A 24,912-nucleotide genomic window follows, 5' to 3' on the forward strand; every position below is an offset into this window, starting at 1 on the left:
AGGCTGACCGGCAAACCGCTGATGGCCGCCATGGCCAAAAAGATCCGGCAGGCCGGCCGGTCGTCGCGCTACAGGCTAAGAAAGCAGGTGGTCGAACCCGTCTTCGGTCAAATCAAGCACGCCAGAGGCTTCCGGCAGTTCCTCCTCAGGGGACTGAAGAACGTCAGAGCCGAATGGAGCCTGATCTGCACCGCACACAACCTCTGCAAACTGGCCAAGGCCGCAACATGAGCCAGAACATCCCGCTGAACCCCATGCACAAATACAACAAAAATCAGATTATCCAGACAGTCTCCTAGCGCATGTGCCGATCAGGTGGAATCACCTGACCGGCAAGAACATGCACCAGATCACGCTCTAGTAATCCGTCCAGCCGCCATCGGTGGGATAGATGCCGCCGGTGAAGTTGGAGGCTTCGCCGGAGAGCAGGAACAGCATCATCGAGACCTGCTCGGCCACCGTCGCGGGGCGGTGCTTGGGGTCGGTCCAGGCGAGGATGGACTGGGTCTTGATGCTGCCCATGGTGGGACCGGTAGCGGTCTTGCGCGAGGCCGCGACGAGAGCGCCAGCCCGCGCGATCATCGGCGTGTCGGTGGCGGCCATGTTGACCGAATTCACGCGGATGCCATAGGGCGCGTAGTCGATGGCGGCATTGCGTGTGAGGCCATTGAGCGCGTGCTTGCTCGCCACATAGGCGGGGTTGCCGGACAGCCCCGTCATGCCGGCGATGGAGCCCACATTGACGATGGCGCCGCCCTTGAGCTGGGCCACCATCTGCTTGAGCTGGGCGCGCATCATCAGGAAGGTGCCGAGCGCATTGGTGCGGAACACGTTGCTCCAGTATTCCTCCGTCGCCTCATGGATGGGGGCGAAGACCAGGGGCTTCTGCTTTTCGTAATCGATGGGGTCGCCCGAGAAGACGCCGTCCATGACACCGGCATTGTTGATGGCGCCATCGAGCCTGCCGTAATTGGAGACCGCGGCGGTCACCGCTGCATCGGCGGTCGCGGCCTCGCCGATGTCGCCATAGACGAAGACGCTCTTGCCGCCCTGTTTCACGATCCCGGCGGTGGCCGCCTCGCCCAGGTCCTTGATCCAGTCGACGCCGACCACATTGGCGCCCTCGCGGGCGAGCCTCATGGCCGCAGCCGCACCCATGCCGCGGGCCGAGCCGGTGACGATGTAGGTCTTGCCGGCAAAGCGGTTGGGCGTGAAGGCATCGGGGTCCGGCGGGGTGATTTCCACCAGCGCATTGCCGCCCGCGGTGGCATTGCCCGTTTGCGCCGCAGCGGGCATCGCGGCTGCCACTGTGGCGGCCGCCGCCAGCGTTGCCGAGGCCTTGATCATGTCACGTCGTTCCATTGCCGTTTCTCCCATCAATAGGTGGTGAAGCCGCCGTCTGTGGCGAAGTTCGCGCCCGTGAGGTTGGAGGATTCGGGCGAAAGCAGGAAGAGCATCATCGCCACCTGCTCTGCCGCCGTCGAGCCCATCTTCTGCTGGTTGCTCCATTGCAGCAGGCTGTCGATCTTCAGCATGCCGATGCCGGTTTCCTTGTAGCCGCTCATGGCGCGCTGCTTCAAGATCTCCTTGGCGCGCTCATACATTGGGGTGAGGGTCGTGGCCATGCACACCGAGTTCACGCGGATGCCGAAGGGCGCGTAGTCGATGGCCGCGTTCTTGGTGAGCCCGTTCACCGCGTGCTTGGAGGCGACATATGACGGCGTACCGCCGAAGCCGCGCAGGCCCGCGACGGATGCCACATTGACGATCGAGCCGCCGCGCTGCTGCTTCATGAACTGGCGGAGCTCGGCGCGCATGGATCGGAAGGTGCCGGTGGCATTGACGCGCATGACGACGTCCCAATAAGCGTCCGTCGCCTCGTCGATGCGCGACATGACGAGGTCTTTCTGCTTCCCGTAGTCGATGGCATCGCCCGGGAAGATCGCATCCATGACGCCCGCATTGTTGAGCGCGCAGTCCAGGCCGCCATAGGTGTCGACCGCGGCCTGCACCATCGCCTTGCACACGGCATCCTCCGAAATGTCGCCTTGGATGAAGATGGCCTTGCCGCCCTCCTTGACGATGCCGCCGATCACCGCCTTGCCCTCCTCCGTGAGCCAGTCGACGCCCACGACGCTGGCCCCCTCGCGCGCAAGCCTGATGGCGGCGAGCCGGCCCATGCCGCGGGCGCAGCCGGTGACCAGCGCCGTCTTGCCGGCGAAGCGGCCGGGCATGAAATAATCCTCCGGCACAGGCACGATGTTCTGGCGGCCGGCGATGACGGGGTCCGGCGGGTTCCACGGTGTTGCATAGGTTCCGAGGTCCAGTTCGAGCTGGACTTCCGCGCCCTCGGCGCTGGCCGCAGCGGCCACGCTGGCGGCGACAGCACCCACGCCTGCAATCACATTCCGGCGGTCAACCATGGCGATCTCTCCTCTTGTTCGTAAGCATGGGCGGGTTTCACAGCGCGTAGCGCACGAAGAGCATGGCGGCGAACCAGTCCTTCGCATTGTCGTTCAAGGCGTCCTGCACTGCGCCACCGGGCACGGTGTAGGCCAGCATGCCATGGACATACCAGTTGCGGTTGGGGAACCACTTCACCGTGACATTGCCCTCGTAGCCGTAATTGTCGCCGTCGAGGAAGCTCAAGGCCGGGTTGCCGCCGAGATTGTCACGGCTGGGCGCGGTGAAGGCCCAGAGCTGCGGCACCACCTCGACCGTGGGCAGGGGACGGAAGTGACTCTCGATGCGCTGGGCCAGAACGTTGGTGTCCTGCACCACCTTGAACATGGAGGAACCCTGCACCCACTGCTCGCCATTGCCGCCGGAGAGCAGCGGGTCCCACCGCTCATAGGTCTTGGTGTTGGGATCGTCGCCCGAGAAATAGGCGATGCGGTAGCTGACGGACGGCGACCAGGGCTTGTCGACAAAGCTGTAGCCCGCCTCGGCATAGCCAGCGGTGGCGAACATGTCGAAGTCGCGGTGGTTTTGGATCGCGCCCTCGAGGCCGAAGAAGGGGCCGGGCTGGCTCAAGGGTTTCGGCGTATAGGTGGCGCGGAGGTCATAGACATTGAGGCCGTCACGCGTGCCGATGACCTCGCCAGTGGGGCCGTAATAGGCGAAGTTGCCCTTCAGCGCCGTCACATAGCTCGCCGCCGTCATGAGGCCGGGGATCGGGCGGGCCTCGATATTGACGCCGGCAAGGCCGGTGTTGGTGTTGATCACCGGAAGCTCGTCAGGCTCCACGTAGAACGCTTCGAGTTTGGTGTTGTTGTAGCGCAACTGCGCCAGCACGAGGAGGTCCGCCGCCCAGCGCGCATTGGCCTGCAGCGCGGCGCGGTTCCAGCCATTGGCTGCGGTGTTGGCAATGAGGAAGCCATTGGCAAGCTGGAACTTCTGGCGGCCCGCACTGAAATTGAAAGCGAGACGGTTGCCCTTCGCATCCGTCGTGCCCGTGACGAAACCGGCATAAGCATCCTCGAAGAAGGTGTAGCCGCGTGTCCGGTTGGTGAACAGCTCCTGGCCGGTTGATCCGGAGCTGATGGCGCTGAGGCCGCCATAGACGTAGAACTTGTCGTTGATGGGGGTGATGCCATAAAGGCCATAGTGGAGATAGCCTTCAAGCCACTGGCTGTAGCCCGCTCCCGCCGGTTTCCCCTGCACCAGCGGATTGCCTGCCAGCATCTTGTCCGGCTGGCCGAACCAGGCATTGTTGTTGGCATAGGTGAGCGACAGCGCCTCGAGCTTGGCGCGTACAAAGGTGCCGTCCTTGTCGTAGAGCACGGGCAAGTCGGCCAAGTTGTTGGTGATGAGATAGCCCTGGCCCTTGAAGCCCTTGCCCTTCTCGGCGAGCGTGATGGTGAAGGTGACATCGAGCCCGCCCGCCCGGCCAAGGGCGAAGGCGTAGGTGATGTTGTCGATGTCTGGGCTGCGCCGCGCCTTGGCGATGGCGAAATCGGCCACGGCGGGATTGAAGTAGTCGCCCGGATAGACCGCGAGATATTTGCGCAGGCCATCCGTCACCTTGTCATTGTAGGACTTATCGCTGCGCGGGTTGGCGATGATGACGTTGACCGTCTCGACCGGCAGGCTGAGGAAACCGAGACTGGCGCCATAGGACTGGGCCTGCACGGGCCTGGCGAGAGCCAGCGTCAAAAGGCCCGCGAGAAGGCAGAGCACGAACTGTTTCAGGACTTCCGAAGGGCCTTGCAAGCGGCGTCTCGTGTTTCAATCTCCGCGCGTGTGCGGCGATGCGGATGATGGAACATGTTGCTGCGGCGGGCAACAGCAAGCACGCGGCCCGCCACGGCGGCGCAGGAAGCGGCCAGTTCCGTGTCCTTGTTTCCAGACTGGACCGCCTGGTCCTGCCGGGATCGGCGTAGCATGGGTCCTGGCTAATTCCAGAAGGCTGCGCCACTATGCCAGAGGCCATATCTCTTGACGAGGCGGGTGTAATCACAACTGGTGAGAACCAGACCGTTATCGGACCGCAGCAGAAAGGGGCTTTGAACCCTGCCCAGACTGCCATTGCGGGCGATCAAGGCTTGCTCGAGAGCCGCATCGGCAGTGGAGGCCTTGCCGGACCTGGAGATGTGCCAACCCAGCTGTTCGCGGGTGTGGCAATCGATGACCAGAGCCAGGGGCAACCATCCGTCCCGCCCACCCCAGACACGGCACAGGTCTGTGGCCCAGCGTTGGTCGGGCCCTGCTGCGACAGAGGGGACAGCATCTATCTTGGGACGGCGACCGACCGGCCGCTTCCTGACTTGCCAGCCCTTGATCCGGAAAATCCTTTGGGCCGTGTTCTTGTTGAAGCCGAGCAGATTGGCAGTGTCCCGGGACGTGGTGTATGAGGCCGAGCGCGGAGCCCCGGAGTAGCGTTTCCCCAGCCCGTAGTGGTATAATTTTGGGGCTAGCAGGAGGGGTATAACATCAAAGGCGTCAGGATAAGGTGTTGATTTATTAGGATTTGCTGCGCTGCAAAAGTGATGGCTGGGGGACTAGGATTCGAACCTAGACTAGCGGAGTCAGAGTCCGCCAACCATAACGCGGTGATGATAGCGATAGATTGATAATGCTGGATTATTTGTGATTTGCGTTGCCGTGAATTGCCAATGATTGTTGCTTCTCGCTTACATCGTGCTTACAAGGCCGGTATGGCGAGGCTGACGGATACGCGCGCAACCAGGCTGCGGACCCCTGAAAAGGGGCAGGCCTTCGAATGGTGTTCCGAGGTGAGGGGGTTTGGTGTCCGGCTGACCCCGGGCGCGAAATCCTACATCGTCCAATTCCGCGCGGGCGGCAGGTCCCAACGTATGACGCTGGGCCGCGTCGGAGTCCTTCCATTCGAAGGCCCGCCTGACAGGCCGGGCGCGCGTGACCTGGCGATTGCCGCGCTCAATGCCGCAAGGCGCGGGGAGGACCCCTCTCAGGCCGTGGGCCGCGCCAGGCATGGCGACGGCGTCACCATGAACGCAGTATGGGATGAATACAAGAAAGCGGGTTTCCCCAAACTGCGGGGCGTGGGCCGCAAACGCGATTCGACGATTGCCCGCGACGAAGCCCGCTATGACCTCCTGATCCGTCCGTCTATCGGCAAAGAGCGAGTGGAGAAGATCGACACAGCGCGGGTCCGGCGCTGGCTGGACGATATCCCGACCGAAGGGCAGCGCAGTCACGCCCTGGTCATGCTCAAGAGCCTGCTGAACTTCGCTGGCACGAGGGGATTTTCGAAGATACAGCCGATCGACGTGAAGCCCACGAAGAGCCGGGAGGTGCAAAATTTCTACCGGCCCGAAGAGATCGCCCTCCTTGATAGGGCTCTTGTGGACTTGATCGCCGAAAAGCCATCCCAGCGGCTTGCCTTTTCCGCGCTGCGGCTGTTGATCGCCACCGGCGCGCGGCTGGGAGAGATCACATCCCTACGCTGGGCAGCGGTTGACCTTGAGAGGCGGGTTGTCCAACTGGAGAGGGACAAGACCTCCGACAATCGGCGCGACATTTTGCTGACCGCTGAGGCTGTGACCGTGCTCAAGGCCTTGCCGCGAACCGCATCTCCCTTCGTTTTCTTCTCCGATTCCGCGGCTGGTCATATCATGGACCTCAAGAAGGCCTGGCTGTCCGCCCTAAGTCGCGCCAAGCTTCGCAGATTGAGGCTTCATGACTTGCGCCATAGCTTCGCATCGGCGGCCATCCGCCAGGGCGTTTCCCTCTATGTTGTGGGCAAGCTGTTGGGGCATCGCCAGGCCACCACCACGCAACGTTATGCGCACCTCGAACAGGAGGTTGCGCGCGACGCACTAGACAAGATCGCCAAGGCGACGGGCGGTGGCAATGCGTAATAAGGGACCCAAGCCACGGGCAAAGCCCATGCTGAACTCACTACTGCCGGAAGACTTGGATATTCTGGTCAAGGCCCATTTGTATCAAAAGTTTCCAGGTGAATTTGATTCTGATCATCAAGCAAGAGAGTTTGCGGATTTCATCATTCGGGCCGTTAAGAGAAGGCGGCTCACTGGTCCGGAGATAGCGGCGATCGTAGATGAGCGCGCCGTGAACGATGGGACGATCGCGCACGCGGCGGCGCGGCTGGCGGACTTGCTGGGAGATTCCTATTCTGTCGAGGCTATCAAACAAAACCACGCGCGGTACGGCAAACGGCATCTGGAATTACAAAAATCTCGCTCAAGGCTTGATAATCAAATCGCCGAAATGGAATCCAAGCTGTCGGATTCTGACCGGAAGCATCTCAAGGAATTTGGGAGCACGATCGCTGACTTGCTGGGGCGGCCAGACATAAAAAAACGCCTTGAGGACTTTCGACGGGAAAGAAATGACATTATTAGCGATAGTGTCATTGATTTGGATTGATGTTGTGTAGTTTTTAGGTGCTGGCCCAAACAATGGAGTCGGCACATGAAAGCTGCACCAAGCCCCAGCCCGCACTTGACTGTCGAAGACCTCGCCGCGCGCTGGCACTGCACACGCTTCACAATTTCGAAAAAGTATCGCGCGCTCGGTCTGAGGCCGATCACCGTCGGCAAGCGTTTGCTTTTCCCCATCTCTCAGATTGAGGAAGCCGAGCGGCGCTCGATGATCGGCGAGGCTGCCTGATGCGGCGACCTAAATACGGCGATCCGCTTGAAACAGTGACCCCCGCCCAGGTGGCAGCCGGGACGGGGGTGGATGGTGGCATGATAATCAGTACACGGACGGGATATCATAGTTCAGCGATCGGTGCAACCTGGACGGTGACGCCCGATCTTCTGGTGATATCTTTCCGCCGCGCGATCACCCGGCTTGATGATGGCAGGCCCGCCGGGCCGCTGGGTGTGCTTATCGACGCCTTGGCGAAAGGCGGTGACGCATGAGCAGCACACATCCACTGCGCTTTGTCAGAACACCGGGGACGACCTTCGACAACTACTTGCTTCGACAGGTTCATATTGATTGGCTATTGGCGCGCGGTGTTTCACCCGAGGCCATCATCAAGCCGACGCAGCTTTGTCTGGCGCGCGGCAACAGGGGCGCGGATGGCGTTTTCGAGCCTGATACGCAGGGGCCGGAATGGCTCTTGTTCGCGGAGCAGTCCGACGCGGTCCTGTGGAGACCGAGGACCGGCGAAATCGCTACGGAATGGGGAGTGGCCTTCGCGCTGGGGGCCGAAGAAATCGTAAACCCTGGCGTCACTGCCTTCGGCGGATGGCTGCACATTCACGCAAGTCCGCTCGACTGGTTGCGGGCTGACCGGCGCGGCATCGTGGTCCTTCGCTGGGAATGGGCGTTTGAGCAGTTGCGCCACGTCGAACGGATCGCGGTCGCGGAATCCATTCTCGGAACCTACCGCAAGCACATGAGGCCGCGCCTGCCGGAGATCGCAGTCCTTCCTTCCCAGAGCAACTGGAGGGCCGCCGCATGACGGATCCGATTCCTCTTCGTGAGTACGAGCGTATGAAGCGGCAGCAGACAGCCGAGGACGCTGACCCCCGGCCCAGCGAGTTCAGCGACGATGCTCTTGCGCGCCACTTCGCGGACGAGCAGCAGCACCGGTTGCGCTTCGTTGAACCCTGGGGCCGCTGGTACATCTGGAACGGCACGGTCTGGAAGACTGACGACAGCCTCGAGGCGTTGGACATTGCGCGCGCGATCTGCCGGGAGCGGGCCGCCAAGTGTGGATCGGAGCGCATTGCGGCTGCCGTGCTCAGTGCCAAGACCATTGCGGCAACCGAGCGGCTGGCAAAGACGGACCGCCGGATCGCGGCGACGGTTGACCAGTGGGACGCCTGCCAGTGGACTATCAACACGCCTGCCGGTGTGATCGACCTGCGGACAGGCCAAACCTCTCCGCACGAGGCGACGCGATACTGCACGAAACAGACGGCAGTTGGTCCCGGTGGAGATTGCCCGACGTGGGACAGGTTCCTTTATCGCGTTACAGCAGGCGATGACCAGTTGCAGGCGTTCCTGCAACGCATGGCCGGATATGCTCTTACTGGCGATACGTCTGCTCATGCGCTGTTTTTCGTCTATGGCACCGGTGGAAACGGCAAGAGCGTTTTCATCGACACGGTGGCTAGCGTTATTGGCGACTACGCCAAGACCGCGCCTATCGAGACCTTCACGGCTACGAACGGCGACCGCCATCCAACAGACCTCGCCGGGCTTCGAGGTGCGCGACTGGTCATGGCGATCGAGACGGAGGAAGGCAGGCGCTGGGCGGAGAGCCGGATCAAAAGCCTGACCGGCGGCGATAGGATTTCCGCCCGCTTCATGCGCCAAGACTTCTTCGAGTTCACACCTCAGTTCAAGTTGCTCATTGCAGGCAACCACAAGCCCGGCCTCCGATCCGTGGATGAGGCCATCCGTCGCCGCTTCCATCTCGTGCCCTTCACGGTGACAATCCCGCCCGATGAACGCGACCCGCACCTCAAGGACAAGCTGCGGGCCGAGTGGCCCGGTATCCTCGCCTGGGCTGTCCGAGGTTGCCTTGATTGGCAGGAGACCGGCCTGAGGCCGCCGCAAGCCGTCCTTGATGCAACGGCGACATACCTCGAAGCCGAGGACGCGTTCGCAGCATGGATTGAGGAATGTTGTGAGGTGGACTCTATCGCCTGGGAGAGCAGTTCGGCGCTCTACGGTTCGTGGCGCGTGTGGGCAGAGACCGCTGGCGAGTTCGTCGGCTCTGCCAAGCGGTTCGGCCAGGCTCTTGAAACCCGAGGCTACCTCCCAATGCGAACCAAGGCCGCGCGCGGATACGGTGGCCTAAGATTGCAGACCCCGCCCGTTAGAGACTGGAGCGAACCCCGGTGACGCATGTGACGGGTTCTTGGATTAACGCCGTTACGCGCGCACGCGTACGCGCGTAACGGTGATTTCCGGAATACGTGTCAAACGCGTCACCGATGCACCTGAGAGCTCCAGATCTGAACCCCGGCTTCGAATTTCGGCTTGTTGCGTTTGTATTGCCCACCACCGGAACCCGCCAAGCTTCGCCAGACTTTGAGGCCCCCCTCCCCCTGGGGCCCCCTTCGATTCTCTGGCGCAATGCCCACCGGTACCGGCGTTGGGGAACAGAAAAACATAAACGCCCTCAGAAAAGGCAACGGATTGCCCCCTGGTCCCCATCAAAAGTCTGAATCAACGCCTGCGGGTACCGGCGGTGGGCAATTCACACGCAAATCCGCAAATCTACAATAAAAAGTCCGTTCACGGAACATATCAACCACAAGAGGAACTCCCGATGACCGCCACCCCGACCGAGGAAACCCGCTGCGACATGGACAGGCTGCAAGTTAGGTTTGTCAGCGCGAAGCTGGCCAAAATGTTCACGGGCCTGATTGACGCCGGGCTTGACGCGCGACTAGTGGCCGACGCCGCGTTTTGCGCTGCGTCCAGCCTCAAGCTCGAAATTGACGGGTCAAGCGGGCTCTCCAGAACGCTTAAAGCCTTGGCGGCGGAAATCGCCGAGCGGGCCGAGGCCGAGGGCGCCACCGCGCATTGATCTGCCCACGGAGGGATTGACGGTTGAGCGGAAATCGCCCATATTCGGAAGCGCTGCGACCGGCTGGCCCGGCGCGCACCTCCAAGCCACCGGCAGGGCCGGGGCAAGAGGCCGAATGTTTCTCATCGGTTTTCTTGACGGAGGAATTGCGCCTTGCGGCATCTCGATGAAATTGACCTCGACCACGGATCACCCCTAGAGCTTCGCTTCGCCGGCGACACCGAGACGGGCGAAATCTCGGGATATGGTTCCGTCTTCAAATCCACGGATTTGCATGGCGACGTTGTTGCGCCCGGCGCATTCGGGGCATCAATGGCCAAGCATCGGGCGGCACGCACCATGCCCCTGATGCTTTGGGCTCACGACTTGGCTCAACCGATCGGCGTTTGGCAGGACGCCCGAGAAGATGACCGGGGCTTAGCCGTTAAGGGCAAACTAAACCTCGACACCCAAAGAGGCCGTGAGGCCTATTCGCTTTTGCGGCAAGGCGCGCTGAACGGCTTGTCAATCGGCTTCAGGGTCCCGCCGTCCGGCGCGAAATCCGGGCTGAAGGGGCGGCGCATCCTGACGGAAATCGACCTGTACGAAGTGTCGATTGTCACCTTCCCGAGCAACACCGGCGCGCGCGTCACCAATGTGAAATCGGCGGGCCTGCAGCTTCGCGACCGGGCACACCTCGAAGACCTGCTGCGCGAAGCTGGCCTATCTCGGGGCGCGGCTCGTGCCGTTGCGGCGGGCGGCTGGCCTCAACTCACCAAATCGGCCGAAAGCGATGAACGGGCCGCGCAACAGCTTTTGCGCAACCTCAGAACCCTCAACACTCACCTTAGGAATTCTTGACCATGACCGACACTTTGGAACGCATCAACACCGCCTTTGAGCAGACTAAATCTCACCTCGAGGAAATGATGGAGAGGCTGGCCACGGCCGAACGGCTTGCCGCCCAGGCGACGAAGCGCGCCGATGACATCGAGCGCAAGATGGGCCGCGCGGCGCTGACCGGCACCGGCGGCGGCACGACCTACACCCGCGAACAGCTGGACCACCGCGACGCCTTTGAGCAATGGCTGCGGAGGCCTGGCGACTATCACAAGCGCGCCCGGCTCATGGAGGCTGAGGCGGCCGTTTCCGGTCCGGATGAGCGGCGCACGTCCACCACGCTGACCGGCGCCGATGGCGGGCACTTGGTACCGGCCCCGGTCATGACAGATATCGTCCGCCGGCTGACTAATTTGTCGCCGATCCGGTTGATTGCGCGCGCCGTTGAAGTGAGCTCGACCGGCACTAAATTTCCCCTCGACCGGCAGGGAACGGGCTCGGGCTGGATCGCTGAGAACGTGACCCGCACCGCCACGGCCGAACCGACGCTCGACCTCCGGACACCGAGCTATGGCACCTGCTATGCGCTGATGGCCGCCACCGAGGAACTCATGATGGATTCGGCCATCAACATCACGAGCTGGCTCACGGAATCCGCGGCTGTGGCGCTTGCCGCCACCGAGGGCGCGGCATTCGTGGCTGGCAACGGCACCAATCGCCCCACCGGCTTCCTCTCGGGACCAACCCCGGTCACCACGGCGGACTCGTCGCGGGCATCCGGCACTTTGCAATATGTCGTGGGCGGCGCGGCTGCGGCGATTTCATCCGTAGACGGAATTGTGAATTTGTATTGGGCGCTCAAAGCTGGACACCGGCAGAACGGCAACTGGGTGATGAACAGCGCAACGGCGGCGGTGGTGCAGCTGCTAAAAGACACTCAGGGCCGGTCACTGTGGGCACCGGCGCTCAGTGAGGCCGCACCGGCAACGCTCCTTGGGCGACCTGTTGTCCTCGCCGAGGACATGCAGGCGATCGCGGCGAATAATTTCCCAATCGCTTTTGGGAATTTTAACAGCGGCTATTTGATCGCCGATCAGGGCGGGCTGCGCATCACCGTCGATGACAACATCAGCACGCCCGGCCTGGTCAAATTCTACATTCGGAGGCGAGTCGGCGGAAACATCCTGGACAGTGAAGCAATCAAGCTCTTGAAAGTCAGCACGACGTGATTTCGCGCGTGTATACGCCGGGCGGTTAACCTTTCTCGCCCGGCGCATTTCATCCCCCGCGCGACGGCGGGGCGGCGCGGTTGCCATCACCGTGCCGCCCCATTTGTTTTGTGGAGAACTCTTCTATGACCATCCGGATGATTTGGACTCTTGCGACCATTTCCACCGTCTCGCTTGTCTTAAAGCTTGCACTGTTAGCGGCGCTGCTCTTCAGGTGAATTTGGCACCAGCTAGCACACGAAAACGCATTGGCCGGTGGGGCGCCGTGACTGATCTATTGGCTCTCCGCCAGAGCCTTGCCTTCAAGTGTGGCCCAAGATAGCTTCAAGGTAACTCGGGCTCTGGTGACTGTAATGCGCCGTATCATGATGCTGTCGGTTCTACTTGCAGGATGCACCTACAATGCGGAGGTTCGTGAGGCTCCCGCCTACAACGTTGTGTCGTCTTTCGGCACGGAGGTTCCGGGCAAGTGGCTGCTTTACGTAGACGCGAGCCCACTGGCTAAGCCAGTTAAGCCTGCAGGTTACGCCTGTAGCGCTCACAAATTTCCCATAGAAATGTCTGGTCCCTTTGAAACGTCGGTTCGGCAGACCATTGATAATGTGGTCGAACAGGTTGAAATTGTAAGAGGCCCCATGAGCCGGCAACAGGTTACAGCGGCAGGTGCGCGGGGACTGATAGTTGTTCGTGGAGAAGAATTGCGCCCGCGTCTTGAGGTGCAACCGGGCTTCTGGTCGGCAAATATGTCGGCCTCTGCAACCTTGGTAGCATCTGTTACCGTAGATTCTGTGAAAGCTGGCCGGGTTCTCGGCGCTACCGTTGAGGGTCAAGGCAGTGCCGACCAAGAGGCCGGAATGGCTTGCGAAGGTGGAGCCAAGAGTCTTGCCTCAGCCGCAGGCGTCGCATTGAAGGACAGCATGCGAAAGATTGGAGAGGCAATTTCGAATTCAGAGCGTATGCGATCAACAGGTAACTAGGGCAGTCGAGCACGATACTCTCGGAAACTCTCAAAGACGGACGAATGTAAACTTGGAGTGCGCGGAGTACGGCGCTCACCAGCCAGCCGATGTTCTGGGTATGATTGAGAAGCATCAATCTGATACAAAGTCAGATACAGCCGTGGCGTGGTGCGTCTTGAAACTGCTGGCTACGTCCTGAGTGGCCACGGTGGGGCAATCTACATGGGGCGGGCTATTCGGGGGGGGACTGGCCGATGTTAAGGCGGGCGGCGGGTAATGCCCCAGCCCCTAGGCCGATCTGAGCCGATACTGGGAAGCGAGTATCTGCGGGCGGGACTTGGTGACCCTCAACACCATGAACGGCGTGGCCGGGCGGGAACGTCCGGCCTTTTTCATGCCCCCGAAAGGCTTACATAATGATTACTTCCTGGCCGAAAGAGTTCTAAGGATTTTCGATTTTATCTAATAAAATCAAGTGGCTGGGGGACTAGGATTCGAACCTAGACTAGCGGAGTCAGAGTCCGCGGTCCTACCGTTAGACGATCCCCCAACGGGCCTACCGGCGGCTCAATAGCCGCTGGGTCCTTGTCGCGCAAGGGGTTATCTGCCTCAACTGCGGATCTGGCGGATCAGACTTGCGAGACTCTGGCGTTCTTCGCCGGCCTCTGGGGTGCGGGACGCGGCGGGCTGGGCACCGGCAAGGCGCCGGAGCGGGGCGGTGAGGTCAGCTGCGGGGCTGGCAGGAGGTTGCCCGAAGTTGGCCTGCCGTAGTGTTTCAAATATCGTGCCCTCCGGCGCGAAGCTCTGGGCGCGCCAGCGCAGCACGACTTCCTGAAGGAACCCATCGTCGGGCATTTCCCGCGCCCAGCTGCCGGTGACGGAGGCGGTGTTGCTCATCGGCCATTCCTCGGGCGACAGCATGTCAAACTTGATGCGGGTCGGCAGCGCAACGCCCTCGCCAAAGGTGATGGCTTCGCCAATGCCCATGGTGGGCATGAAGTCGAGCAGGCTCGCCGCCGCGTCAGACACGCCGGCGCGCATGATCGCCTGGTCGCGCTCGTTGGTCAGGCGCATCGAGAAGATGGTGCTGCACTGGGACAGGATGGTGGCGTCGAGCTCGGCGGGGCGCTGCGACACGATGCACAGCGAGATGCCGTACTTCCGGCCTTCCTTGGCGATGCGGGAGATGGCGCGTTTGGTGGGCTCGAAGCCCAGCGTCTTGTCAACCGGCACGTAGCGGTGCGCTTCCTCGCAAACGAACGTGATGGGAATGCGCCCCGCGCTCCAGACGCCGAAATCGAAGGCAAGGCGCGCCAGCACCGAGACGACGACGTTGATGATCTCCGACGGAAGGCCTCCGAGTTCGAGGATGGCGATGGGCTTGCCGTTGACGGGAATTCGGAACAGCCGCGCCAGGACCTGGGACATGGTGTCCTGCACGGTGAGAGAGCCGAACATGAAGGCATAGCGGCTGTCGCGGTTGATTGCCTCGAGCCGCGCCTTCAGCCGCTTGTAGGGGGCGAGCTCGCCGCGCAGCTCGAGCTTGCCCATGTGCTCGTCGAGGATGCCGATCAGATCGGAGGAGCGGTAGGGAACCGGCGTGTCGACGCCGATGGCGGAAGGCTCCACCTGCTCACGGGCGCGCTGCAGCGCCGGGCGCTCGCGGCGCTGGTTGTTCATGAAGCGCAGCTTTGCCGCGGGTATCAGCTCACGCAGGATCTCGATGTCTGCCTCGCGGTTTGCCTGTTGTCCGATGAGAATCTCGACGATTTCCTCGAAGTTCAGAAGCCAGAACGGCAGGTTCATGTTGGCGGGGCTGATGACCTCCGCAATGTCCTTGAAGGCGTGCGCATATTCGCGGTGCACGTCGAGAAGGAGCACGTGGCCCTGCGGGTTCCTCTCGAGAATGCGGCGCAGCAGCAGCGCCACGGTGCAGGATTTGCCCGTGCCGGTGGTGCCGAGGATCGCGAAGTGCTTGCCCAGCAGCTCATCGATCTTGACCATCGCCGGAATGGCCTCGTCCTGCGTAATGTGTCCGACCTGGATCGCGGTGTCCGTGTGATAGGCGTAGGCCCTTTCCAGCTCGTGCTTCGAGGCGCGGTGCACTGCATCGCCGAGCGAAGGATAGCAGGAGACGCCGCGTCGGAAGTTCATGGGCTCTCCTTGATCGTCCCTTGGCAGTTCGCCAAGAAATTCCACCTCGATGATGCGCGTCTCGGGCTCGTCCGGCATGTGGCTGGGCATCGGGGACGACAGGGCGGACACGATGCAGAGCGAAATGGTGCGCGGCGTATCGACCCGCAGCAGCGTGCCGATTTCGGGCGTCTTGGCCCGCACGTCGGCATCCGAGCCGCCGTCGACGAGGATCACCGCATGCGCCCCCGTCACTGCGACGATGCGGCCGATGCGGGAGGGGGACTTTTCCTGTGATGTCATCTGTCGCTCTTAATGAAGGTTGGAGTCGGATGGCGCAGGATGGGCGAGCGGCAACGTCACGCTGATGCGGGTGCCCTTGCCCTTTTCCGAAGAGATGCGCAGGTCTCCGCCATGCATTCTTGCGAGGGCATAGGCAATGGGCAGGCCCAGCCCCGTGCCCTCGTGCCGCTTGTTGAAGCCGGAATCGACCTGGCCGAAGGGGCGCAGCGCCGTCTCGATCTCCTGCTGCGACATGCCGATACCGGTATCCTCCACCACGATCAGCGCGGCGCCGGCGGGGGAGGCGGTGGCGGCGATCCGCACATTACCCTTCTCGGGCGTGAACTTCACCGCATTGCCGAGGAGGTTGATGAGGATCTGCTTCAGCCGCAGCGGATCCGCCATCAGTGGCGGGAGATCATCGGAAATACAGTGTTCGACGCCGATGTTCTTCTCGCGCGCCTTGGCCTCGACGATAAGAAGACAGGAGGCCAGCGCAGGGGCCAACTCCACCACCTCTTTTTCCACCGCCAGCTTGCCGGCCTGGATCTTGGAGACATCGAGGATCCCGTTGATCAGTTCGAGCAGGTGTTCGGCCGCCTGCTTGATGTAGCCGGTGTATTGGTGGACTTTCTCCGGGCTGCTCACCGTTTTGGTATGCAGCATGTCGGAAAAACCGATGATCGCGTTGAGCGGGGTGCGCAGCTCGTGGCTCATATTGGCGATGAACTCGGACTTGGCCTTTGACGCCAGTTCGGCGTCAACCTTGGCGGCCTGCAGCGCGATGGCCTGTTTGTGCTGCGGAATGGCGAGACCGAGATGGTCCGAAAACTCGCCGATGAGAGAGCCTTCCCTGAACCAGTTGGCGCCGAACGTTCTCATTACCTACCCTTGAGTTACAACCCCATTTGCCACTTCATGTCTCAAATTCAGGTTAATGTGATCCACCGAATCCGGTCAGAATTTGTTTTGTGAGGGAAGGCCGAAACTGTTACATTCGGCATAACGCAATGTTTGTAGGGGCGGCCTCCGCCGCTCCGGTTCTCCGTCGAGCCGGGCTGCCCTCGAGAGGTTTGGACGTGGATGCGACCAGCAGGCCGGGCAGGGACCGGCCAAGGCGCAAACCGGCGGCCGGGGCTCAGCATGCCCGGCAAAAGCCCGTGTTGCGCGAGCCGCCGCCGGGGGGCCTTTATGGCGCCCTCGACCTCGGCACAAACAACTGCCGCCTCCTTATTGCAACCCCCACCCCTACCCAGAATGGGTTCGCGGTGGTCGATGCTTTCTCCCGCATCGTCCGACTCGGCGAGCGGCTGGCGCAGACCGGGCGGCTGAGCGAGGATGCCATGGGGCGCACGGTCGACGCGCTGCGCGTCTGCGCCAACAAGCTGCGCTGGCGCAAGGTCGAGCGGGTGCGGCTGGTGGCGACGGAAGCCTGCCGCATGGCGGAGAACGGGTCCGAGTTCATCGACCGGGTGAAGAACGAGACGGGCCTTAAACTCGAGATCATCGACCGCGAGACGGAAGCGGGGCTTGCCGCAGTGGGCGCCGAACCGCTGGTCGACCGCGAGGCGGAGACCGCGCTGGTCTTCGATATCGGCGGCGGCTCCACGGAGGTGCTGTGGATGCGCCGCGCGGGCGAGCGCTTCGAGACGGTGGCATGGACCTCGCTTGCCGCTGGTGTGGTCACCATTTCCGAGCGCTTCGGCGGCGGGGTCGACGTAACGCCCGCCTCATTCGAGGCGATGCGCGGATTTCTCAGGCCCATGCTGCAGGCGTTCGCCCAGCGCGTTTCCGCCGCCAATGGCGGTGCGCCGCCGGTGCCCTCGCACCTTCTCGGTACGTCGGGCACGGTGACCACCATCGCCGGCGTGCAGCTCGGGCTGCAGCGTTATGACCGCGCGCGCGTCGATGGTTGCTGGCTCGACACCGATGACATTGGGGCCGTGACGCATCGCCTGCTGCACCTGTCCTACGAGCAGCGGGCGGCGAACCCCTGTATCGGGCGCGAGCGCGCTGACCTTGTGCTGGCGGGCTGCGCCATTCTCGAGGAAATCCGGCTGGCCTTCCCTGCACAGCGCATCCGCGTTGCCGACCGGGGCTTGCGCGAAGGAATCCTCACGCTGCTGATGAAGGAAGATGGGACCTACGGGGGAGCAGCATGAGCAGGCCGGGAAGCGGCAAGAAGCCGGGCGTGCGCCTGAAAGTGCGGGTAAAGACTGGCAAGGGCCGCACCGTTTCGCAGAAAAACTGGCTGGAGCGCCAGCTCAACGATCCTTACGTGCAAGAGGCGAAGAAGCAGGGCTACCGCTCGCGCGCGGCCTTCAAGCTCACCGAGATCGACGACAAGTACAAGTTCCTGAAGCCTGGCGGCCGCATCGTCGACTTAGGCGCCGCGCCGGGCGGTTGGAGCCAGGTGGCGGTGAAACGCACCAAGGCGGACGAGGGACGCGGCAAGGTGATCGCCATTGACATGCATGGCATGGATGCGATCCCTTCCGTCGCCATCTTCAAGAAGGATTTCCTCGAGGAAGATGCGCCGGCCCTGCTGATCGAGGCCCTGGGCGGCGAGAAGGCGGACTGCGTGCTCTCCGACATGGCGGCCCACGCCACGGGCCACCGCCAGACCGACCACATCAACATCATGGCGCTGGCGGAAGCCGGTTATGAATTCGCCAAGGACGTGCTGAAGCCCGGCGGCGCCTATCTGGCCAAGGTGCTGCGCGGCGGCACCGAGGGCGAGATGCTGAAAATGATGAAGAAGGACTTCGCCTCGGTCCGCCACGTCAAGCCGATGGCGAGCCGCGACGACTCGGCCGAGCTTTTCGTGCTGGCGATGGGGTTCCGCGGCGGGGTGGACAAAGGCGCTTCCTAATATACGAATTTAGTCCTTGACAGCGCGCGCTCGATGTGCTAGAAAGGCGCAATGTCCAGAAAATCTTCCTTCGCCATCGCCGGGCCCGTCCCGGCCATTTTGCATTCAGCCCGGCTCGCGTTCGCCTATCTGCTGGCCACTACATGGGGCTTCGTCCATTCCCTGGCCTGCGCCTCGCGCCGGGCGATGCCTTCGATGAAGCTGCCGACGAAGGGCGTGGCCGGGCGGTCGAGGATGTCCTGCGCGGTCCCGACCTGCGCGATGCGGCCATGGTCGAGGATGGCGATGCGGCCGGCCAATTCGAAGGCCTCGTCCTGGTCATGGGTGACGAAGAGTGTTGTATGGCCGGTGCGCTGGTGCAGATCGCGCAACCACTTGCGCAGGTCCTTGCGGACTCGCGCATCGAGGGCGCCGAAAGGCTCGTCGAGCAGCAGCACGCGCGGCTCGATGGCGAGCGCGCGGGCGAGCGCCACGCGCTGGCGCTGGCCGCCCGAGAGCTGGGCGGGATACCGCGCCTCGAGCCCGTCGAGCTGCACGAGGTGGAGGAGGTCCAGCACCCGCGACCTGATCCCGGCTTCGGAGGGACGCGAGGCGCGCGGACGCGCGCGCAGGCCGAAGGCAATGTTGTCGAACACCTTCATGTGCCTGAACAGCGCATATTGCTGGAACACGAAGCCGATGCGGCGCTCGCGCAGGGACAGCGTGTTGGCATCGAGATCGCCGAACAGCACCTGGCCGGCATCGGGCTGCTCGAGGCCTGCAATGGCGCGGAGCAGGGTGGTCTTGCCGCTCCCTGAAGGGCCGAGCAGCGCGACGAGTTCGCCCGCTTCGACATCGAGCGAGACGCCCTTCAGGGCCGGATACCGGCCGAAGGTCTTTTCGAGGTTTCTCACACGGACGGGGACGGACATGGCGTGTTTCCTTGGATCAATGGCGGCGCGCCGTTGCGGCGATTTCGCCGGCGAAGCGCCATTCGAGGACGGTTTTGGCCAAGAGCGTGAACAGCGCGAGGCCGGCGAGCAGCGAGGCAACCGCAAAGGCGCCGACGAAGTTGTATTCGTTGTAGAGGATCTCGATGTGCAGCGGCATGGTGTTGGTGAGGCCGCGGATGTGGCCCGAGACGACCGACACGGCGCCGAACTCACCCATGGCCCGCGCATTGCAGAGCAGCACGCCATAGAGCAGCGCCCATTTCACGTTGGGGAGCGTCACCTTGAAGAAGGTGTGCCAGCCCGAGGCGCCGAGCAGGAGGGCGGCTTCTTCTTCCGATGTTCCCTGCGACTGCATCAGCGGGATCAATTCGCGCGCCACGAAGGGGAAGGTGACGAGCACGGTGGCGAGCACGATGCCGGGCACGGCGAAGATGATCTGGATGTCATGTGCCTGCAGCCATGGTCCCAGCCACCCTTGTGCGCCGAACAGCAGCACGTAGACGAGGCCCGAGATGACCGGCGAGATCGAGAAGGGCAGGTCGATCAGCGTCAGCAGCAGGTTCTTGCCCCTGAACTCGAACTTGGCGATGGCCCAGGAGGCGGCAAGGCCGATGGCCGCGTTGAAGGGCACGGCGATGGCGGCGACGAGGAGAGTCAAGCGGATCGCGGCCAGCGTATCCGGGTCGCCGAAGCTTTCGAACAGCGTGCCCCACCCTTTGCGCAGCGCCTCAATGAAGACGGTGACGAGCGGCAGGAAGAGGATGGCCACAAGGAACAGCACGGCCAGCCCGATCAGGATGACCTTGGTCAGCGCCGTTTCGGAGTTGGCGCGCTCCGGCGTGTGGGCCAGCGGCAGGACGCGGTCAGACATTGCCATGTTTGGTCCGGCTCCAGCTCTGGATGGCGTTGATGAGGAAGAGCATGGCGAAGGAAATCGCCAGCATCAGCGTGGCGATGACGGTGGCCCCGCCATAGTCGAATTCCTCGAGCTTGATGACGATCAAGAGCGGCGCGATTTCCGACACAAGCGGAATGTTGCCGGCGATGAAGATGACGGAGCCGTATTCGCCCACGCCGCGCGCGAAGGCGAGCGCGAAACCGGTGAGAAGCGCGGGATAGACATGCGGCAGCACCACCTGGAACACCGTGCGGAGCCGGCTGGCGCCGAGCAGGGCGGAAGCTTCCTCAATGTCGGTCTCGACCTCTTCCAGCACGGGTTGCACGGTGCGCACCACGAAGGGGAGCCCGATAAAGACCAGCGCCACCACGATGCCGGCCGGCGTATAGGCGATCTTGAAGCCAAGGCTCTGCGCAATCGAGCCGATGGGGCCATTCGGCGCATAGATAGCAGCCATGGAGATTCCGGCGACCGCGGTGGGCAGTGCGAAGGGCAGATCCACCGCCGCGTCGATGAGCCGGCGGCCGGGGAAGCGGTAGCGCACCAGCACCCAGGCGATGAGGAGTCCGAAGACGGTGTTGACGAGGGCCGCCACCAGCGCCGTGCCGAAGGACAGGCGCAAGGCGGCAATCGTGCGCGGGTCGCTGGCGATCTTGAAGAACTCGGCGGGGCCGATGGACGCCGCCCGCAGCACCAGGGCCGTGAGCGGAATGAGCACGATGAGGCCGAGAGCGGCCAGCGTAACGCCCAGCGCCAGCCCGAAACCGGGCAGGGCGCTGGGCTGCCGCAGGGAGGACGGCAGAACACTCATCAGTTGGTCGGACGGTAGATCTGGTCGAAGATCGCGCCATCGGCGAAGAAGTCTTTCTGCGCCTTGGCCCAGCCGCCGAAGTCCTTGTCCACCGACACAAGTTCGACCTTGGGGAAGCGGGCGAGGTCAGCCGGATCGGCGGACGAAGGATCGACCGGGCGGAAGAAGTTCCTCGCCGCCAGCTTTTGGCCCTCCGGCGAATAGAGGAATTTCAGATAGGCCTCGGCGACATCGAGGTTGTTCTTGGCTTTGGCATTGCCCGTGACGACAGCGACCGGCGGCTCCGCGAGGATCGACAGCGAGGGGACCACGATGTCGAAGTTATCGGCGCCGAATTCCTTCTGGACGAGGAAGGCCTCGTTCTCCCAGCTGATCAGCACGTCGCCGATGCCGCGCTGGGCGAAGGTGGTGGTGGAGCCGCGCGCACCGGTGTCGAGCACGGGCACGTTGCGATAGAGGTCGGCGATCCATTCCTTGACCTTGGTCTCGTCGCCGCCGAGCTGCTTTGCGGCATAGGCCCAGGCCGCGAGATAGTTCCAGCGCGCACCGCCGGAGGTCTTGGGGTTGGGCGTGATCACCTGCACGCCCTCCTTCACCAGGTCGCCCCAGTCCTTGATGCCCTTGGGGTTGCCCTTGCGCACGAGGAACACGATGGTCGAGGTATAGGGCGCGGAATTGTGCGGCAGCTTCGCAGCCCAGTCCTTGGGCAGCTTGCCGGTCTTGTTGGCGATCTGATCGATGTCGCCGGCCAGTGCCAGCGTGACCACGTCGGCCTGGAGGCCGTCGATCACGGCCCGGGCCTGCTTGCCGGAGCCACCATGCGACTGTTCGATGGTGATGGTCTCGCCCGTCCTGGCCTTCCAATCGGCGGCGAAGGCGGCGTTGAATTCCTTGTAGAACTCGCGGGTCGGATCATAGGACACGTTGAGCAGGGTGCGGTCCGCCAGCGCCTGGGTGGCCCCGAAGGACAGGAACAGCGCGGCGGCGCCAAGGGCTATTGAACGTCGGGTTATCAGGCGCATTTCGGTCTCCTCCAGTTGATGACCGAATACTATACGGAATTAGTGGGTGATCAAGTCAAAAAGTTCTATTTCCCGAACAAACCGTTCTAAAGAAAGATTTCAGGCTTTACGGCGGGACTTCCGTACGGCCCTGAACGTGGGTTAACGCGGGATGTAGCGCGAGGTCGGCGGGTCGGGTTCACGGGATGGATGCAGTGGGAGGCATCCATGGACCTTGGGTCTCGGCCGCGTCTTGGCGTGCTTTTGGATCATTTTGCGGTGCTGGAGGATGACCGGGAGAGCTGGCGGGTGGCCGATCCGCTTCCGGAGGTTTTGCTTCTGGTGGTCGGCGGCATGATAGGGGCGTGCGACGATTTCGACGCGATTGTCGAATGGGGCGAGGACAACCTGCCGTTTCTGCGGCGGTATCGGCCCTATCGACGCGGCATTCCCAGCTCGCGCTGGCTGCGCATCCTGCTGAACCGGATCGAACCGGCGCTGTTTTCGGACATGTTGCAGTCCTGGGCGGCGGCGATCCGGCCCGATGCGCCGGCGCTGGCCGCCATCGACGGCAAAACCTCGCGCGCCAGCCATTCCCGGCGCCGGGGCCGACTATCTCGTGGCGGTCAAGGCCAACCAGTCCGGCCTGATGGGCGAGATCGAGCGCTTCTTCGAGGATCCCTGGACTGGCGATGCCGCCACCACGAGCGGCCCCGGCAAGGGCCATGGCCTGGTCGAGCAACGCGCCGTCGGTGTCTCGATCCGCGTCGACTGACTGGGCGGCTGCCGGCGCTATCCCGGCCAGCATCGCTTCCCCCGGCTGGCCCTGATCGCCAGGGTGACCGGCACGGCATGGGAAAAGGGCAGGCAGACCACCGCGACGCGCTTAGCCTATATGTTTCCTCCCGCCCGATGACGCCCCAGGCGCTTGCGGAGGCCGTGCGCGGCCATTGGGCCGTCGAGAACAGCCTGCACTGGATGTTCGACGTCAGCTTCGGCGAGGACAGGGCCACATCCCAACACCGGCCACTGCCCCGCCAACATGGCCGCCGTCCGCCACTTCGCCTTCAACATCCTGCGCGCCGTAACCGGCGAGCGAAGCCTCAAACTCTGCGGAAACAAAGCAGCGCGAAACCCCAAATACATGGCCCAGATCGTCGCTCAGCCCTGTTAATCCGGATTAAGGGCCGTGCCGGTTACCGGCTTGCGTTTACCTTGCCACAACCTGAAGGATTGACACGTTGTGCGCCCGCAGTGTACTGTCAGTTAATTTTGTAACTTAAAAAACACTTCAACCGGGAGAATCCGTCATGCCGTCGATCCGCCGTGCGCTTCAGCTTTCCACACTCGGCGCTTGCTGTTGGTTATCCCTGTGGGTTTCGAACAGCTTTGCCGCGTCGCCTTTCGGCCCCACACTTAATCTGTCGACCCTCTCCGCCGCCAACGGCTTCCGGATCACCGGCGTTGCAGCGGGCGACTCTGCGGGCTGGTCCGTCTCGGATGCCGGCGACGTCAACGGCGACGGCATCGACGACTTCATCGTCGGGGCCCCGGGCGCTGACGTGAATGGCTTGGGTTCCGGCGTGGCGTACGTGGTGTTCGGGAAGACGGGCGGGTTCGGGACCAACCTCAACCTCTCCACCCTGAACGGCACGACCGGGTTCCGCATCAGCGGCGAAGAGAAAGGCGACGTTGCGGGCGCTTCCGTCTCGGCTGCGGGCGACGTCAACGGCGACGGGTACGACGACCTGCTGGTGGGAGCTTCCGGTGTCAGCACGAACGGCAAGGGTGGAGGTGGAGGAGCTTTCAACACCGCTGGCGCAGCGTACGTGGTGTTCGGCAAGGCCAGCGGGTACACGGCGAACCTCAACCTTTCCACTCTGAATGGCGCCAACGGCTTCCAGTTGAACGGCATACTGAAGGCTGACAGCACGGGCTGGTCCGTCTCGTCCGCGGGCGACATCAACGGCGACGGCTTCGATGATGTCATCGTGGGGGCCTGGGGCGCCGGTACGAACGGCAAGAACTCCGGCGCGGCGTATGTGGTGTTCGGCAAGGCCGGCGGATTTGCAGCAACCTTCAGTGCTTCCAGCCTCACCGGCGCTAACGGCTTCCGGATCACCGGCGCGCCGGCATTTTCCACGGCTGGGGAGTCGATCTCGGGCGCGGGCGATATCAACGGCGACAACATTGACGACCTCATCGTGGGGTCGGACAGAGCCGCGTATGTGGTGTTCGGCAAGGCCGGTGGATTTGCAGCAAACCTCAACCTCTCCACCCTGAACGGCACGACCGGGTTCCGGATCGTCAACGCATCGATCGCCAACTTCGGGGATTCCGTCTCGGTTGCCGGCGATGTCAACGGCGACGGGATCGACGACCTCATCGTCGGGGAGGAATACGCCGGCTCGAAGTCCGGCGCGGCGTATGTGGTGTTCGGCAAGGTGGGTGGATTCGGGGCGACGTTCGACGTCTCCACCCTTACCGGCGCCAACGGCTTCCGGATCACCGGCGTGGCAGCGAACGACTATGCGGGCTCTTCCGTCTCGGCTGCCGGCGACATCAACGGCGACGGCTTCGCCGATCTCATCGTCGGCGCGTTCGGCGCTGATCCGAATGGCTCGCAGTCCGGCGCGGCCTATGTGGTGTTTGGCAAGGCGGGCGGGTTCGCTCCGACCCTCAACCTCTCCGGCCTCACCGGCGCCAACGGCTTCCGGATCACCGGCGTGGCAGCGGGCGACTCTGCGGGCTCTTCCGTCTCGGCGGCGGGCAACGTCAACGGCGACGGGATCGACGACCTCATCGTGGGGGCGTCGGGCGCCGATGTGAACGGCTCTAATTCCGGCGCGGCCTATGTGATCTACGGCAAGAGGACGGACAGCGGTGGCGGCCAGACCATCATCGGCACCGACAACGCCGACACGCTCACCGGCGGGACGGGCAACGATACGATCTCCGGCCTCGGCGGCAACGACA

At 63.0% G+C, this 24,912-nt stretch carries 23 protein-coding genes, 1 tRNA gene and 2 pseudogenes; 15 read left to right on the plus strand and 11 right to left on the minus strand.

The window, feature by feature from the left end; genetic code table 11:
• A partial coding sequence (locus tag IOC82_RS15060; protein ID WP_290547030.1) for a transposase occupies positions 1-231 on the plus strand: 231 nt, incomplete at its 5' end.
• Positions 232-357: 126 nt separating this feature from the next.
• Here the strand turns inward: IOC82_RS15060 and IOC82_RS15065 are convergent.
• The 4 genes from IOC82_RS15065 to IOC82_RS17190 all read right to left on the minus strand — a co-directional run bounded on the left by IOC82_RS15065 (position 358) and on the right by IOC82_RS17190 (position 4,928).
• Positions 358-1,362 carry an SDR family oxidoreductase gene (locus IOC82_RS15065; RefSeq protein ID WP_290547031.1) on the minus strand — a complete coding sequence of 335 codons (1,005 nt, stop codon included), beginning with the start codon at positions 1,360-1,362 and terminating at the stop codon, positions 358-360.
• A 14-nt stretch (positions 1,363-1,376) separates the two neighbouring features.
• Positions 1,377-2,423, minus strand: a complete 1,047-nt coding sequence (locus tag IOC82_RS15070; RefSeq protein WP_290547032.1) for an SDR family NAD(P)-dependent oxidoreductase — start codon at positions 2,421-2,423, stop codon at positions 1,377-1,379.
• A gap of 37 nt (positions 2,424-2,460) precedes the next feature.
• The gene (locus IOC82_RS15075; RefSeq protein ID WP_290547033.1) at positions 2,461-4,212 is read right to left on the minus strand and encodes an alginate export family protein; all 1,752 of its coding nucleotides are present in this window, start codon (positions 4,210-4,212) and stop codon (positions 2,461-2,463) included.
• Between the two features lie 182 nt (positions 4,213-4,394).
• Positions 4,395-4,928 carry a DDE-type integrase/transposase/recombinase gene (locus tag IOC82_RS17190; RefSeq protein WP_366935689.1) on the minus strand — a complete coding sequence of 178 codons (534 nt, stop codon included), beginning with the start codon at positions 4,926-4,928 and terminating at the stop codon, positions 4,395-4,397.
• A 228-nt stretch (positions 4,929-5,156) separates the two neighbouring features.
• Between IOC82_RS17190 and IOC82_RS15080 the strand changes: the two genes are divergently transcribed.
• The 9 genes from IOC82_RS15080 (at position 5,157) to IOC82_RS15120 (ending at position 13,025) form a co-directional block, all read left to right on the plus strand.
• Positions 5,157-6,341: a site-specific integrase gene (locus IOC82_RS15080; protein WP_290547034.1), complete on the plus strand. Its 1,185-nt coding sequence runs from the start codon at positions 5,157-5,159 to the stop codon at positions 6,339-6,341.
• A 28-nt stretch (positions 6,342-6,369) separates the two neighbouring features.
• Positions 6,370-6,870: a hypothetical protein gene (locus IOC82_RS15085; protein ID WP_290547035.1), complete on the plus strand. Its 501-nt coding sequence runs from the start codon at positions 6,370-6,372 to the stop codon at positions 6,868-6,870.
• 45 nt (positions 6,871-6,915) lie between these two features.
• Positions 6,916-7,113, plus strand: a complete 198-nt coding sequence (locus tag IOC82_RS15090; protein WP_290547036.1) for a hypothetical protein — start codon at positions 6,916-6,918, stop codon at positions 7,111-7,113.
• A gap of 253 nt (positions 7,114-7,366) precedes the next feature.
• Positions 7,367-7,918 carry a hypothetical protein gene (locus IOC82_RS15095; protein WP_290547037.1) on the plus strand — a complete coding sequence of 184 codons (552 nt, stop codon included), beginning with the start codon at positions 7,367-7,369 and terminating at the stop codon, positions 7,916-7,918.
• Positions 7,915-9,309, plus strand: coding sequence for a phage/plasmid primase, P4 family (locus IOC82_RS15100; RefSeq protein WP_290547038.1), 1,395 nt, complete (start codon positions 7,915-7,917; stop codon positions 9,307-9,309). Before IOC82_RS15095 ends, IOC82_RS15100 begins: the two co-directional genes overlap by 4 nt.
• 430 nt (positions 9,310-9,739) lie before the next feature.
• Complete coding sequence (locus IOC82_RS15105) at positions 9,740-10,000, plus strand: hypothetical protein (RefSeq protein WP_290547039.1); 261 nt, start codon at positions 9,740-9,742, stop codon at positions 9,998-10,000.
• 153 nt (positions 10,001-10,153) lie between these two features.
• Entirely contained in the window at positions 10,154-10,840 is a 687-nt protein-coding gene (locus IOC82_RS15110; protein WP_290547040.1) for an HK97 family phage prohead protease, read from the plus strand.
• A gap of 2 nt (positions 10,841-10,842) precedes the next feature.
• Positions 10,843-12,048: a phage major capsid protein gene (locus IOC82_RS15115; RefSeq protein WP_290547041.1), complete on the plus strand. Its 1,206-nt coding sequence runs from the start codon at positions 10,843-10,845 to the stop codon at positions 12,046-12,048.
• A 353-nt stretch (positions 12,049-12,401) separates the two neighbouring features.
• Complete coding sequence (locus IOC82_RS15120; protein ID WP_290547042.1) at positions 12,402-13,025, plus strand: hypothetical protein; 624 nt, start codon at positions 12,402-12,404, stop codon at positions 13,023-13,025.
• Positions 13,026-13,483: 458 nt separating this feature from the next.
• Here IOC82_RS15120 and IOC82_RS15125 read toward each other — a convergent pair.
• The 3 genes from IOC82_RS15125 to IOC82_RS15135 all read right to left on the minus strand — a co-directional run bounded on the left by IOC82_RS15125 (position 13,484) and on the right by IOC82_RS15135 (position 16,304).
• Positions 13,484-13,557: transfer RNA gene (locus tag IOC82_RS15125), tRNA-Gln, on the minus strand.
• A gap of 59 nt (positions 13,558-13,616) precedes the next feature.
• Entirely contained in the window at positions 13,617-15,443 is a 1,827-nt protein-coding gene (locus IOC82_RS15130) for a DUF87 domain-containing protein (RefSeq protein WP_290547043.1), read from the minus strand.
• A gap of 9 nt (positions 15,444-15,452) precedes the next feature.
• Positions 15,453-16,304, minus strand: coding sequence for an ATP-binding protein (locus tag IOC82_RS15135; RefSeq protein ID WP_290547044.1), 852 nt, complete (start codon positions 16,302-16,304; stop codon positions 15,453-15,455).
• A gap of 281 nt (positions 16,305-16,585) precedes the next feature.
• On the opposite strand from IOC82_RS15135, the gene IOC82_RS15140 reads away from it, so the two are divergent.
• Positions 16,586-17,584, plus strand: a complete 999-nt coding sequence (locus IOC82_RS15140) for a Ppx/GppA phosphatase family protein (RefSeq protein ID WP_366935688.1) — start codon at positions 16,586-16,588, stop codon at positions 17,582-17,584.
• Positions 17,581-18,294: an RlmE family RNA methyltransferase gene (locus tag IOC82_RS15145; RefSeq protein ID WP_290547045.1), complete on the plus strand. Its 714-nt coding sequence runs from the start codon at positions 17,581-17,583 to the stop codon at positions 18,292-18,294. Before IOC82_RS15140 ends, IOC82_RS15145 begins: the two co-directional genes overlap by 4 nt.
• A gap of 194 nt (positions 18,295-18,488) precedes the next feature.
• Here the strand turns inward: IOC82_RS15145 and cysA are convergent.
• From cysA to IOC82_RS15165, 4 genes and pseudogenes are all read right to left on the minus strand, one after another.
• Positions 18,489-19,205: pseudogene (gene cysA / locus IOC82_RS15150) on the minus strand (sulfate ABC transporter ATP-binding protein); the annotation flags it as partial.
• 16 nt (positions 19,206-19,221) lie between these two features.
• On the minus strand, positions 19,222-20,097 hold the full coding sequence (cysW, locus tag IOC82_RS15155) for a sulfate ABC transporter permease subunit CysW (protein WP_290547046.1): 876 nt from the start codon (positions 20,095-20,097) through the stop codon (positions 19,222-19,224).
• The gene (gene cysT, locus IOC82_RS15160) at positions 20,090-20,935 is read right to left on the minus strand and encodes a sulfate ABC transporter permease subunit CysT (protein ID WP_290547047.1); all 846 of its coding nucleotides are present in this window, start codon (positions 20,933-20,935) and stop codon (positions 20,090-20,092) included. The genes cysW and cysT overlap by 8 nt, the downstream gene beginning before the upstream one ends.
• Positions 20,935-21,957 (minus strand): sulfate ABC transporter substrate-binding protein, encoded by a 1,023-nt coding sequence (locus tag IOC82_RS15165; protein WP_290547048.1) that lies wholly within the window; start codon positions 21,955-21,957, stop codon positions 20,935-20,937. The genes cysT and IOC82_RS15165 overlap by 1 nt, the downstream gene beginning before the upstream one ends.
• A 207-nt stretch (positions 21,958-22,164) precedes the next feature.
• On the opposite strand from IOC82_RS15165, the pseudogene IOC82_RS15170 reads away from it, so the two are divergent.
• The 3 genes and pseudogenes from IOC82_RS15170 to IOC82_RS15180 all read left to right on the plus strand — a co-directional run.
• Positions 22,165-22,404 (plus strand): annotated as a pseudogene (locus tag IOC82_RS15170) (transposase family protein); the annotation flags it as partial.
• A 76-nt stretch (positions 22,405-22,480) separates the two neighbouring features.
• Entirely contained in the window at positions 22,481-22,711 is a 231-nt protein-coding gene (locus IOC82_RS15175) for a hypothetical protein (RefSeq protein ID WP_290547050.1), read from the plus strand.
• A gap of 535 nt (positions 22,712-23,246) precedes the next feature.
• Positions 23,247-24,912: FG-GAP-like repeat-containing protein (locus IOC82_RS15180; RefSeq protein WP_290547049.1), on the plus strand; the 1,666-nt coding region annotated here is incomplete at its 3' end.

This window comes from Aestuariivirga sp. (assembly GCF_020252395.1).
GTDB lineage: Bacteria > Pseudomonadota > Alphaproteobacteria > Rhizobiales > Aestuariivirgaceae > Aestuariivirga.